The sequence below is a fragment of the Paenibacillus sp. FSL H7-0943 genome, assembly GCF_037963265.1.
In the GTDB taxonomy this organism is placed as follows: domain Bacteria; phylum Bacillota; class Bacilli; order Paenibacillales; family Paenibacillaceae; genus Paenibacillus_AQ; species Paenibacillus_AQ odorifer.
In genome coordinates this window covers 3,517,596-3,530,362 of sequence record NZ_CP150148.1, presented here as the reverse complement: position 1 = coordinate 3,530,362, position 12,767 = coordinate 3,517,596, and the positions used below count along the sequence as shown (strand labels likewise).

At 40.8% G+C, this 12,767-nt stretch carries 10 protein-coding genes and 1 pseudogene; 4 read left to right on the top strand and 7 right to left on the bottom strand.

What is annotated here, in order from left to right:
- Positions 1–8: 8 nt before the first annotated feature.
- Positions 9–1,718, top strand: a complete 1,710-nt coding sequence (locus NSQ55_RS15385; RefSeq protein WP_076130489.1) for a glycoside hydrolase family 2 TIM barrel-domain containing protein — start codon at positions 9–11, stop codon at positions 1,716–1,718.
- Between the two features lie 221 nt (positions 1,719–1,939).
- Here NSQ55_RS15385 and NSQ55_RS15380 read toward each other — a convergent pair whose 3' ends face one another.
- From NSQ55_RS15380 to NSQ55_RS15370, 3 genes are all read right to left on the bottom strand, one after another.
- On the bottom strand, positions 1,940–2,512 hold the full coding sequence (locus NSQ55_RS15380; protein WP_339167859.1) for a TetR/AcrR family transcriptional regulator: 573 nt from the start codon (positions 2,510–2,512) through the stop codon (positions 1,940–1,942).
- A 284-nt stretch (positions 2,513–2,796) separates the two neighbouring features.
- Complete coding sequence (locus NSQ55_RS15375) at positions 2,797–3,549, bottom strand: SDR family NAD(P)-dependent oxidoreductase (protein ID WP_339167857.1); 753 nt, start codon at positions 3,547–3,549, stop codon at positions 2,797–2,799.
- A gap of 232 nt (positions 3,550–3,781) precedes the next feature.
- Positions 3,782–4,783, bottom strand: coding sequence for an NADP-dependent oxidoreductase (locus NSQ55_RS15370; protein ID WP_076184955.1), 1,002 nt, complete (start codon positions 4,781–4,783; stop codon positions 3,782–3,784).
- A 182-nt stretch (positions 4,784–4,965) separates the two neighbouring features.
- Between NSQ55_RS15370 and NSQ55_RS15365 the strand changes: the two genes are divergently transcribed.
- Positions 4,966–5,514: a TetR/AcrR family transcriptional regulator gene (locus tag NSQ55_RS15365; RefSeq protein WP_076130485.1), complete on the top strand. Its 549-nt coding sequence runs from the start codon at positions 4,966–4,968 to the stop codon at positions 5,512–5,514.
- A 644-nt stretch (positions 5,515–6,158) separates the two neighbouring features.
- Here the strand turns inward: NSQ55_RS15365 and NSQ55_RS15360 are convergent.
- The gene (locus NSQ55_RS15360; RefSeq protein WP_175617339.1) at positions 6,159–6,329 is read right to left on the bottom strand and encodes a hypothetical protein; all 171 of its coding nucleotides are present in this window, start codon (positions 6,327–6,329) and stop codon (positions 6,159–6,161) included.
- 179 nt (positions 6,330–6,508) lie between these two features.
- On the opposite strand from NSQ55_RS15360, the gene NSQ55_RS15355 reads away from it, so the two are divergent.
- Both NSQ55_RS15355 and NSQ55_RS15350 read left to right on the top strand, forming a co-directional pair.
- Positions 6,509–7,030, top strand: coding sequence for a DUF3231 family protein (locus NSQ55_RS15355; RefSeq protein ID WP_036677170.1), 522 nt, complete (start codon positions 6,509–6,511; stop codon positions 7,028–7,030).
- 119 nt (positions 7,031–7,149) lie between these two features.
- Positions 7,150–7,668 (top strand): annotated as a pseudogene (locus NSQ55_RS15350) (LysE family transporter); the annotation flags it as partial.
- Positions 7,669–7,732: 64 nt separating this feature from the next.
- Here NSQ55_RS15350 and NSQ55_RS15345 read toward each other — a convergent pair.
- The 3 genes from NSQ55_RS15345 to ppsA all read right to left on the bottom strand — a co-directional run bounded on the left by NSQ55_RS15345 (position 7,733) and on the right by ppsA (position 12,550).
- A complete protein-coding gene (locus tag NSQ55_RS15345; RefSeq protein ID WP_339167846.1) occupies positions 7,733–9,061 on the bottom strand; it encodes an amidohydrolase family protein in 1,329 nt (442 codons plus the stop codon).
- A gap of 172 nt (positions 9,062–9,233) precedes the next feature.
- Positions 9,234–9,842: a TetR/AcrR family transcriptional regulator gene (locus tag NSQ55_RS15340; protein WP_076133162.1), complete on the bottom strand. Its 609-nt coding sequence runs from the start codon at positions 9,840–9,842 to the stop codon at positions 9,234–9,236.
- A 92-nt stretch (positions 9,843–9,934) separates the two neighbouring features.
- Entirely contained in the window at positions 9,935–12,550 is a 2,616-nt protein-coding gene (gene ppsA, locus NSQ55_RS15335; RefSeq protein WP_339167840.1) for a phosphoenolpyruvate synthase, read from the bottom strand.
- Between the last annotated feature and the right edge of the window lie 217 nt (positions 12,551–12,767).

Below are 12,767 nucleotides of genomic sequence, written 5' to 3'. Positions count from 1 at the left end.
GAACATACTTGTTAAGGACTTTTAGCGAGTATCAAATTCGGAGAACTGCGCTGTTGGATGGGCCTTGGGATTTCATGAAGGATCCGTTAAATACGGGTGTTCAAGAAAAATGGTTTGAGCGATTTCCACATTCTTGGCAGTCTCTTTATGTGCCCTCGTGCTGGAATAATGAACTGGGAATGTACGATTATGAAGGTGTCGGTTGGTATCGTAAAAAAATACAGACTGTGAATTCGCAGCATGTCAGACTCATCTTTCATGCCGTGCTGGGCCACGCCGACGTCTATTTGGACGGGCAGCACCTTGGGTATCACTATGGAGGATTTACACCTTTTGAATTTATTGTTCCTTCCTTAGGGGCAGGAGAACATGAGATTATCGTCCGGACGGACAGCACCTTGGACCGACTTACGATTCCTACGGAGCAGGTGGATTGGTTTCATTATGGGGGAATCATACGGTCGGTGGAGCTGCAATATTTGCCTGAACTTTACATCGAACAACTGAAGATTGATTATGAACTGCATGGACCAGATGCCGATGTCACTGTTCAGGTGAGGCTCCATTCCTTCTTTAAGGAGCAGCACACTACAAAGATAACATTCTCCGAAAGCGGACATGAATTGCACTCGGAAGAAGTACAGATTGAAACTGGCCAGACCCTCAGTCATACGTTCAAGTTGCTTATGCCTGAAGTACGTTTGTGGAACGTAGGTCTTCCAGAACTGTATACCTTTCAACTGCGGACAGAGGAAGACGACAAGATTGAACGGATCGGTTTTCGCTATATTGAAACAAAGGATCATCGGATTCTAATTAACGGTTCACCCGTTTATCTTAAGGGTGTGAATAGACATGAAGAGCATCCTGAGTGGGGTTTCGCCTTCCCTCCGAAGCTGATGCACAAGGAGCTCAGTATCATTTTGGAGTTAGGTTGCAATTCCGTCCGGGGTTCTCATTATCCCCAAAGCCCATATTGGCTTGATCTACTCGATGAGCAAGGGATTGTATACTGGAGCGAAATTCCGATATGGGGAGCCTTTCTGCCGAACGAAACAGTAAGTGAGCCGCTCTTCCAGGAGCGTGCACTGACTATGATTGAAGAAATGATCAGCTTGCATATGCATCACCCAAGTGTGATCTTTTGGTCCGTTCATAATGAGATTGATACCCGGACGCAAGAAGCATATGCTTTCACACAAGCTCTAGTCGGATTGGTGAAGAAACTCGACAGTACTAGGCTTGTCACCTACGCTACGATGCATCCACTCGAAGATATTCTACTTCCTTTATTCGATGTTATCGGTATTAATAAATATTTTGGTTGGTACGAAGGCGATACAGCCAGCTTTAAAGACATGCTGGAACAGTTCCATGTGCGTGCGGAGCAGATGGGAGCCGGTGACAAGGTAGTGCTCATGACCGAATTCGGTGGTGCTGGACTATTTGGGGATGTGGGCTGGGAGCAGAGATTGTTCAGCGAGGATTATCAGGCAGATATTGTAACTGAAGCACTGGCGATCTTCAAAAATGATTCGAAAATTGGCGGGACTTACATCTGGCAGTTTGCAGACATCCGCGGCGATCTGAAGAGCAGCAGCAAGAACTTTCGCGACCGTGCCCGCGGCTTCAACAACAAGGGTCTGGTTAATGAATACCGCAAACCTAAACAATCCTTCCGTGAAGTGCGCCGTATCTATCAATCTTGGACAGATTAATATCCACATTGACTAAGAAGCCCATCGTCAACATGGGTTTTTTTAGTGTCTGCATTCTTAGTTCCTTACAGCTGGTGTCGGACGCGATATTTATATAGTTAAGCTGGGCGTATTAAGTCGGTTCTATTCTTCGCGTACTCGGGTAGCAGTAAGTTGATTGTCTATTTTCGGCATTCGATACAAGTGCTTGTCCTCTTACACTGCAGATAGATAAAGGAGTTTTAATCTAGAGTGATCAGTATGGTATGAATAATACTTGTTAATTTCCCATGGTCCGTTGCCGTTTTTACCATTGTACGTAGTCCTAACCAGGCATTCATTAAATAATGGGAAATAGCCTCGGGCTCCAGTGAAATTCTAAGTTCACCTCTTTGCTGGCCAGTCTGAACGAGGTCATATAACAACTTCTCCGTTTTTGAATAGCTATTCTCAACAAAGGATGCAACCTCCGGATCCAGTACTCCCAACTCCACACCCGAATTAACTATGAAACATCCTTGAGGTTCTCCTTCGCTCCTCATCGAAGATTCTAGAAATTGTCGAATGATCTCCTTTACGGGTTCTTGTTTCTCAACCAAGAAGCTCATTTTTTTGTTTTGAGTAGATTCGTACCGTTGGAGTGCCGTCAAATATAAGGCGTGCTTATCACCAAATGTATCATAGATACTTCTTCTGTGAATTCCCATACAGTCTACCAAATCTTGCATTGAAGTTTTCTCGTAACCTTGCATCCAAAATAGTTTTATCGCTTTATCTAGTACTTCATTAATTTCAAATTCTTTGCTTCTTGCCATTGTAATCACCTCAAGCAATCATTATACATTTAAGTAAACGATCCGCAAACTAATATATAAAACGTAAATAAAATCAAGCAAGATGCTTGATTTTATTCATAACATGATAACTTAACTGATGCTTACCGAAGAATTCTTACTTTGTCTGCTTATAAACAATCCAGAGTCCAATCTTTTTCCAGCGTATGCAAAAAAGTTGTACCCCACGTTTAAGAATAGGGAAGCCAGTTCTTTTTGCTCCAGTTTCTTCAACGATCGTTTTAGTGACTAATATCTAATTCGATTTAAAACTCAGATATAATTGGATAGATTTGATCTCTCAGATTGAAGTCATAGTTCTGGTCAACAATTCCTATCATATCATTGCTATCATAAAGCTCTACCATGAAACTCGCCATTTGTTTGGCAGTGTGGTATTTAGGCATGTTTGCTTTGTAATCAAATTCTTCAGCATCTATAGATTTCTTCACAAATTCCGTTTCAGTTATTGCTGGTGCTAAAACCTTTGCTTTTAAATTCGCGCCTTTAAGCTCTAGTTCCTTTGCAAGCCCTTCGGTGAAGGCACTAACATAATATTTAGATGCAGAATAAGCAACGCTCCCAACAGCAATGGCATATCCGAGTGCGGAGGATACGTTAATTAACTGAGTTCCTTCTACATCAGCATAATCTCGCACAAATAGTGTAGAAAGGATCGTCAAGGATTCGATGTTAACACGTAACATAATTTCAACTTTATCTAAATTCTGTTCTACCACAAAAGAAGCTTCACCAAGTCCTGCATTATTAATCCAGGTTTCTATTTGGTATTCCTTCAAAGTGTTATACAGTGTGTGAGCCTGCTCTGTAACAGACAGATCACTTGAACGAACAATAACATCTACATTAGGATCAATATTCTGAATTGTTGATTTAAGTTCTTCTAATTTATCTAATCTTCTAGCTACCAAAATTAAATTTTTACCGCGTGCAGCAAACGCTAATGCTGTTTCATACCCAATTCCTGAGCTTGCTCCTGTAATCACTGTATATTTCATATTATTCTCTCCCTTTTAAGTTTTTTGATCATTTAACAACATTTCAATAGAGTTTTGTTCACGATTAAACTTGTATCTCATTCATCCCTCCCTTAATAAATTTCTTCAAAATATTCAAGAACGATCATTCTAGTTAAGGTAAAAAAACTACACTATTAACTCTAATTTGCATCAGTATATCAATTCTAGAATGATCAGTAAAGAATTTTTTGACAACAATTGAGCCCCCTCCTTAAAATCTGATAATAACTTTCCCTTTAGGATGACCTTCAGCAACAAAATTCAGTGCTTCGTTAATATCTTCTATATGGAATTCTGTAGGGTCCACTGCTGGTACAATCCCATTATCTTCAATAATCTTCGTAATTTTCTTTAATTGTTCGCCATCACTGCGAACAAAAATGAAATGATATTGAATCTTCTTTTTCTTCGCTTTATGATCATACTTAGCCCCGGCGATGGTGAAGAGCTTTTGTTTCCAGCCAGAGAAGCCCAAATCTTCTGCAAAACGTTTGTTAGGACCGGTCCGCAGAGAAAGAAGGCGGCCTCCTGCTTTAATAATTGAAAGCTCATGATCAAATTCGCTGGATCCTAAGGTATCCATCACATAATCAACATCACTAAGCTGTTCCCAATAGTTCGTAGTCGTATAATCAATATATTGGTCTGCACCAGCGGCCATTGTCCGTTCACGTGCTCCTGGATTTCCACTGATGATGACCTTGAGCCCCATGCTTTTGGCGATAGGAATGGCCATTTGGCCAAATGAACCAGACCCTCCAGGGATAAACACGCTTTCGCCTGCTTTAGCATCTAATTCTTCATTTAATCCTTGATAAGCTGTTAATCCTGTTAATGGCGCAGCAGCACCAGTCACAAAATTCAGATTGGCAGGTAGGTACCCGATGGCATCTGCATTAATTGCCGCGTATTCCGCAAAGGCACCGATTTTTTGTAGTGGCAGACGTGAATAAATTGCATCGCCAACTTTGAAACCTTGCACCTTCTTACCCACTTTTTCAATAACACCCGTCAGCTCGTTACCAAGTACTAATGGGAATTCATAATCCTGAATCAGCTTTACACTTCCGGTACCAATGAGCAATTCCAAATGATTAACTGCTGCTGCTTTCACCTGGACCAAGACTTCGTTATCACTTATTTCTGGGATTGGAATATCGTTCACTTTTACTATGAACTTTTTTGAATATTTGGTGATCTGTGCTGCTTTCATGATAAATGACCTCCTATGCGTTAAAAAAGTAACATTTATTTATTTTTGTAACTTACACAACAAGCATAAAACTATAAGTTACAAAAGTCAACAATTGTTACTGGATATTTCATATGTTAAAATACTCGCAAGTGTATAAACGACAAAAAGGAATTTATTGAAGAAAGAAGGGTTGACAGTCGGTGGCTAAAATCACTCAAGAGCTTGTTATTGAAACAGCTGAGGCATTAATTAAACGCACGGAAAAATCCGAAGTGACACTCTCACAAATTGCGGATGAATTAAGTATCACCCATGCAGCGCTCTATAAGCACTTTAAAAATAAGCAAGAGCTCTGGGCAGCTGTATCTAAGAGCTGGTTCAACCGGATGATTTCAGAACAAATTAAATTAGATATGACTAATTTAACTAAACCGCAAGAATTGCTTCACGATTGGCTATGGGCATTTGTTAACGCAAAAAAACGCGCTTATAACGAGAATCCCAAGATGTTTGCCTTGAATACTCAATACGTGGATAGCAATCCACTGGTATTACGCGATGTTCTCTGGGATTCCTACCAAATCATTGACGGCTTCATGGACTATCACGATCCCCACTTGGAACGGGCTGAGGCGATTCTCTCTGCGTTTGCAGTATTTAGCCTCCCATCCTTCAAAGAATCCTGGAATTTACCTGACTACCAAGACAGGTTTGAACGCATCTGGAGTTTAATCAAACAGGGTCTATGAATTCAAATCCCTTAGTTTTAAAAAAATTATTCTTCAATCATAAACATGGTCCAGAAGCTTCTGTCTTCTGAAGTACTGCAGTTACTCTCCCACTTTTGTCCGGTTCCGCCAATTTTCGTAAACTCGGAATAAAATTATCATTACGAAGTCCTGCTCCGATGGAATACGCGGAACTCCTCACTGAGTATGCCAACATGTGCAGGTTACGGACGACTTCTGGAACCTGTGGCTGGTGCTAGATATGCGCCGCACGGCGTAAACCTTTATTGGTTCTTCTAAGATTACAACTTATAAAAAGAGGTCTGTTGTAATAAGACAGATCTCTTTTTTATTCCTTATTTTCATTCAGCGGATTATCGAATTAATAAATATCGTTAAAGTGCAAGCGGATTACAATATCCAGATCGTAATTGCCGAATCTCGAACCATAGAGTGTCCATTCCCCCTACAGTTCCCTTTAGTTCTAAAAAGTTTAGCTTTTTTCTCGGCTTCTATTCCCAAGCCTGTAAGTCCAAGCAACCCTAAGAGACCCAACCACCTCATATTAGTGCCTCGATTCTCATCCCCGAGTGCCTGCGCTCGGTAATTTCCATTCTCGACCGCTGTTGAATTATGATTACCCGTTGCATTAACATTCCTTTCATTCAGGTTATCATTTGTTTGATTAGCCGAGCACTTACCAAAGGTGTTGGAAGTCTTAATGACTCCCAATCCATCCCTGCCTTGATTGGAGATACACTCCACCATCTCCAGTGATAAGCAACTTCATTGAATGCAAAGGCAATTATACTTGCAATCATCACGTTGAAAAACATTTGATTCCTCCACAACTCGTGTTCAATTTTATCGTTCCTTATTTTCACATTTATCCTTAAACTTGCACGGATGACGACGCCTCAAATTGACATACCAATTTTATGTGAAAAGCTGCAATTTCCGTGTTTTTGTGGGCATGCTAATGTTTGTTCAAATTCAACAATAAAGGAGACTGTTTATGACAGGGATTCTAGGCGGTAACCCCAAAGAAGAACCGATGCATTATGGAGAGATTTTTACGGTTTGGCAAGCCTCTATGGTAGCAAAGGGAGCACTCTCTTGTTACAGAGCTTATATGTATCACGCTGGTGACAATGACCTGAAAAAAATATTAGGAGCTTTAATTGATCAAGCGGAGCTTGAAATCAGTGAGTGTGATACACTGCTCTCAGAGCAAGGTATTGCATCTGCACCAGTAATGCCAAATCGGCCCGATGCCAAGCTTGAAGATATTCCTGTAGGGGCACGTTTCACAGATCCTGAAATTGCTGCCAAACTTGCAGCTGATAATGCTGTTGGACTTGTGGCATGTAGTCAGGCAATGGGACAATCGATCAGAGAAGATATAGGGGCTTTGTTTGCTAAATATCACCTTACCAAAGCAGCCATCGGCCTTAAAATTCTACATTTGACTAAGAAAAAGGGCTGGTTGATTCCTCCACCTCTTCTTGTCAAACGACCTGAATCCGTTAAGGCGTAATCCTACTCACTCTTCAGCTTCTTATAAAAGAAGGCCTGCAATCATCCGCGGGCCTTCTTTTGCTTGTCCTACTACTACCTTTATTAGAATATGTTATCTATATTAAGGAGGAGGACAACATTAACGTATTTATAGGTTATATGATTCTAGGATTATCCCTCTCGGCACCTCTCGGACCCATTAATGCAGCACAGCTGAACAAGGGACTCCGCGGAGGATTTATGCCTGCCTGGATAGTTGGTTTAGGGGCGGTTAGTGCCGATATCATCTATATGCTGCTTGTTTATTTTGGCCTCATTCATCTGCTGGATGCTCCGTTTGTTAAAGTGTTTTTATGGTTGTTCGGATTCTTTGTCCTCGTCTATTCAGGTGTAGACAGCATTAAAAATACAAGAGAAATTTCAGGGATTTAGATGAGGGGAAACGATGTCTCACTGTCCAAATCTTATCTTTCGGGATTTCTAATGTCCTTGTTTAATCCCCTCTCCATCCTTTTTTGGCTGGGTATATACGGCTCAATATTAGCTAAGGTGGTTAGCGAGTATCCAATTCAGCAGTTATTGATCTACAGTGGAGCGATCGTCCTCGGGATTTTACTCTGGGATGTAGCCATGGCTGCCGCCTCCAGCCTCTTTCGGGGCGCTGTTCTTTTAAGAATAGCTAGGATACCCAAACGTGCTTCTACAATCATTCATCTCACTCCTAAATACTCCAAACCGTATCCAGCAGCTCGTCCACTGCTTGAATTCTGTTCACAGAGGGTGTTTGTATTAAATTCCCTCTGACCATAACCATAGCTACATTCGACAAAGCTTTTATGTTCTCCAATGGGTTTTGCTCCATCATGATTAAATCCGCATATTTGCCAACTTCTATTGTCCCTGTCTGGTGATCGATTCCCAAAATCTCTGCATTTGATTTGGTTACTAGTTCAATAACCTGACTTGCGTTCAGCTTTGTTTGTCGCATGAAATGATCAAGCTCACGCCAAAGATCATAGTGGGTTACATAGGACATAGCGGCATCCGTGCCCACACCAATTTTGATATCATGTTCTATAGCCTGCTGTAGCCCTTTTAACATAGAGCCATACACAAGCCGGGCATTTTCCTTAACGGTTGTATTCAACTTTGTCAGGCTCGGGTCTAATTTCGCACTGGGATAAGCTGCTTGTAAAGTAGGGATCACAGCGGTGTAGCCCTTTAAGGCTCTGGGATTATTTTTGTACAGCCTGATCATTTCCTCATCCATCTCCGCGCCGTGTTCAATAGTATCCACCCCACCCTTTAACGCAACTCTTACACCTTCGGTACTTTCTGCATGTGCCGCCACACGCATCCCAATTTTATGAGCTTCCTCGCAAATCGCAGCCACCTCTTCTTCCGTCATTTGCAAGCGGCCTGCTTCTCCGACCCTTTTGGCATCGGTAACCCCGCCAGTTACACATATTTTGATTAGGTCCACTCCGTTTTTTACATTGATTCTTACATTTCTCCTCCCTTCCCATGGTGAATCACCGACCAAAGCCAAATATGGTGCACCGTGGCCATCCGTTACGCTCAGGAAATACCCAGATACCAAAAGATTAGGTCCAATAAATTGATTTGCCTTAATCTCATCCCTCAAAAGAACATCAGTATAAAAAAATTCACCTACGCTACGCATCGTTGTTACTCCGGAATGCAGTGCGGTTAGGGCATTTTTTTTCATCCGTTTCTTCAATACGTTTCTGCCCAGTCTTGTTTCCAAAATATGATGAAACGCAAAATTCAGCAGCTCTTCACTGGCAGACAGCGTAAATGGCTTCCCATCGGCAAAAAGATGAACATGCGCGTTGATGAGACCGGGCATCACATATTTCCCCGAACAATCGATCGTTTGGTAATGGGTCGGGACAGTTACAGCGCTTGCTTTCCCGATCTCTTGAATCAATCCGTTTTCCTGAATCAAAATAGTCATATGGGTATCCGTGCCTTTTATTGCATCTCCATAAATAACATTGCAGTCCTTAAATACATAACCTATCTTCATCGTAGCTTCCCCCGTTTCATGCTTACACCGTCCATTAATGAATTAACTATTCATTATTGGATTAAAAAAATAGGGACCCTCGTAGATGCTTAATGTGCATATCCACTTAGTTGTCCCTCATTGCAGCGTTGTGCGCCAGTTCCACCCCACACCTAAATTCGGCGCATTGACGTTATTCGTTTAAGCTTTTTAGTCCATGCAGCCAGTATAAGCTTAATGCCTCAAAAATCCGTTTCCGGCTATCGGCGCTCATCTCGTGCTTTAATAAATCCAGAATCATATTGATGACATTGTTCGCGATGATCTTCAGCAGAATCATATTTTCTTCGGTTCCGATTTCGTATCTTTTATAATGATCCTTAATATAGGGCCTTTTAGTTTCGATCATCAGATCGATCAGCTCGTTTTTGGCATTGCTATATACGGTCCCTTTATTCTTTTCAAAAATAATAACAATCTGCCTGCTGTACTGGGTTAATATAGTTATTTGCTCTTGAACGATAGCTGATTTTTTCTCATTATTAACATCATCAAAAAAAGTCTGGTTATCGATGCGAATATTTTCCACTAACACATTCTTCAAATAGTCCACTAAAGACGGCGGAACAACTGAATAGAACAACTCTTTTTTATTTTTAAAATAAGTATAAATATTTCCAACAGAAATTTGAATTTCATCGGCAATATCATTCATTTTGGCATCAGAGAAGCCTTTTTGGAAAAATACCTTTAAAGCGGCGGATTCAATTTCCTGTTTCACTTCATCTTTTTTAGACTGCATATTGCCCCTCACCTTTAATAATGAATTGATAATTCACTATTAAAAATAATTCAAAAGATTGAATTTGTCAAACCACATTCGTGATTCAGCCATTACAATATCTCGATATAGCCTTCTGTTCCATGCACACGAATTCGTTGCCCGTCTTTTATCAATTTGGTAGCATTCTCCACTCCGACAACTGCTGGCAAGCCATATTCACGCGCAATAACTGCCCCATGGGTCATTAGTCCACCAACTTCAGTAACTAGGCCTTTTACAGATACAAACAATGGAGTCCAGCTAGGGTCAGTAAATAAGGTAACTAATATATCTCCGTTTTCTAGATCAGCATCCTCCATGTTTAAGATGACACGCGCACGTCCCTCTATAACACCGGCAGAAACCGCTAAACCTACAATAGCTTCAGTTGGGAGGTTTTCTCGTTTATACTTCCCCGCAATGATTTCACCTTCAGACGTAATAACACGTGGTGGAGTTAGTTTTTCAAATAATTTGTACTCTTCTTTGCGTTTGCTGATGATCTGGTAATCCAATTTATTTGTGCTTGCAACTTCGCATAGTTCTCCAAAAGTGAGATAGTATATATCTTCTTTTTCAGGAATAACTCCCGATTGTATTAGTTGTTCAGCTTCTTTCAGTAAAGCTTGTTTATAAACGAAGTAGCGATTAACCATACCGTATTTGGGGTATTCCCTATACCCGCTGAAATTCCGGATGAGATCAATCATTCGTTTTGTTTCATTCGCTTTTTGTTCACCATCGGGTAATTGCTTCAATCGATCTAATAGCTCTTGTTCTTTTTTCAAAGCTTCCTGTCGACCTTGCTCAAATTTCCGATGGCCAGCATTAGGTTTAAAGTTTTTGATATTACTGAGAATCATGGGGACAAGTGTAGTTGGTTTTTCGCTCCAACGAGTTCTTGTAAGATCGATTTCTCCGGTACATCGCATTCCGTATTTACTGAGATAGTCATAGAAAGCGTCTTGGGTTTCCTGCCCACCCTCAAAACTAACCAGTTCATTTAAGAAATTATCATCTTTAACCTGCTGTAAATAATCAATGACTTCCGGATATGGCCGAATCACATCAGCGAGATTGAGTAGCGCCAGACCCATTTCTGAAGTAATATTGCCCTGTACAGATTGAGAAAGCGTATCCGCTGCGTTTTTTTCACCTAACCACTCATTTATTTTTTCATTGATCCATGCTGAGGCATCCATAGCCGCCATAATCACACGCATACTTTGTGGGTTGAATAGAATCTTCTTTAATTGCTGCATATCTTCCAGAATAAAATCAAACAACTCCGCCCCTGATTTGGTTTGAATGATTTGTTGCAACTCTTCTATCGAGGCTTGGTTGCTCTTAATGAGGTCAGAAACGATTGTCGGATCATTTTCCAGTTCTACTTGAGAATCACTAGGTGGCAGGCTTGTATTGCTCTTACTCGGAGTAGAAGCCTTTTCATTATCTGCCGAAAATTTTATAAAATCTTCTCGCTCTACGATGGTTATGAGTGCGTCTTTTATGAGGGGATCAGATTTACCTAAGGCTTCTATGATCATTTCTCTGCTGCCAGGTGAAGCAAGACTTGATGTGACATCAACAAACAATCTTCCGCCAGCTGTACGCATAGGTGCAGGAGTCGTTAACAGGTAAAAAGCCAATCCCAGCGGTTTCATGGGATCTGTCATCATTTGTTGATGACCAACAGATACATAAACGTGGTTTTCTTGATCATTCGCTTCAGGGATGGGGAATAAAGTCGTGATCGGCCGACTCTGGACGATATAAAATGTATCCTCAGCCAGACACCATTCGATATCTTGTGGGCAACCAAAATAAGCTTCAATCTGTCTGCCTATCCTTGCTAATTGTAAAATTTGTTGTTCAGTAAGTGTTTGAGTCTCTTGCTGATCGATTTCGATCTGCCGGGTCTCTGTTCCGCCTTCTTTTAATCCGTAAATAGCCAATTTTTTGGTCGCTATTCTCTTATCGACAATTTTCTCTTGCTGTACTTTATAACCATCGGCAGATACCAAGCCAGAGACCAGAGCTTCGCCAAGTCCAAAACTGGCATCGATGGATAGTAGTTTCCGGTTAGAAGTAATCGGATCAGCGGTAAATAAAATGCCTGAAGCCTGTGGAAAAACCATCCTTTGAACGATAACGGATAAATAAACTTGACTGTGGTCAAATCCATTTTGCATACGGTAGATTACGGCACGATCCGTAAATAGAGAAGCCCAACATTTGCTGATATGCTGAAGGATTGCTTCTATGCCGATGATATTTAAATAGGTATCTTGTTGACCTGCAAAAGAGGCATGTGGTAAATCTTCAGCGGTCGCACTAGAACGCACTGCATAAGCATGTTCATCACCCAGCTGGGTGAGATAGTGAGAAACTGCCTTCACAATATCGGAAGGAATTTCTGCTTCCATAATGATTTGCCGAATCTTCCTACTGATTTCACCGATTTGATCCCGATCTTCTACTTTTAGCATAGTTAGTTGATCCAACAAAGCATGATACGTTTGGTTCTGTTCGAGGGCTTGGTGATATCCTACTGTTGTAATACAGAATCCTTCTGGTACTTGTATTCCTTCTATTTGTGATAGTTTCCCTAAATTTAACCCTTTTCCGCCAACGAGCAAAAGCTGTGTATTGTCCACTTCCTGAAAACCGAGAACTAAAGAACGCATTTATTATCGCTCCTAACTATTAAATTGAGAAAAAAATTGACAAGAATTTAACGGCATGATAAACTAAATATATAAGATGAGATTTCCATGCCTAACTATAGAATTTCAGTCGTGAGTTGATTATATCATCGTGTCTTTTCATATGCAATATATAAGAATCTGATTAGATAAATCAGGTTCTTTTTTTGATTTCAGCTATCATTAGTGTTAAAGCAAA

Bases quoted from the DNA above. Each gene is read 5' to 3' on its own strand.
- NSQ55_RS15380 (WP_339167859.1), bottom strand. From the start codon at position 2,512: ATGGCAAGAAGCAAAGAATTTGAAATTAATGAAGTACTAGATAAAGCG.
- NSQ55_RS15375 (WP_339167857.1), bottom strand. From the start codon at position 3,549: ATGAAATATACAGTGATTACAGGAGCAAGCTCAGGAATTGGGTATGAA.
- NSQ55_RS15370 (WP_076184955.1), bottom strand. From the start codon at position 4,783: ATGAAAGCAGCACAGATCACCAAATATTCAAAAAAGTTCATAGTAAAA.
- NSQ55_RS15360 (WP_175617339.1), bottom strand. From the start codon at position 6,329: ATGTTTTTCAACGTGATGATTGCAAGTATAATTGCCTTTGCATTCAAT.
- NSQ55_RS15355 (WP_036677170.1), top strand. From the start codon at position 6,509: ATGACAGGGATTCTAGGCGGTAACCCCAAAGAAGAACCGATGCATTAT.
- NSQ55_RS15345 (WP_339167846.1), bottom strand. From the start codon at position 9,061: ATGAAGATAGGTTATGTATTTAAGGACTGCAATGTTATTTATGGAGAT.
- NSQ55_RS15340 (WP_076133162.1), bottom strand. From the start codon at position 9,842: ATGCAGTCTAAAAAAGATGAAGTGAAACAGGAAATTGAATCCGCCGCT.
- ppsA (WP_339167840.1), bottom strand. From the start codon at position 12,550: ATGCGTTCTTTAGTTCTCGGTTTTCAGGAAGTGGACAATACACAGCTT.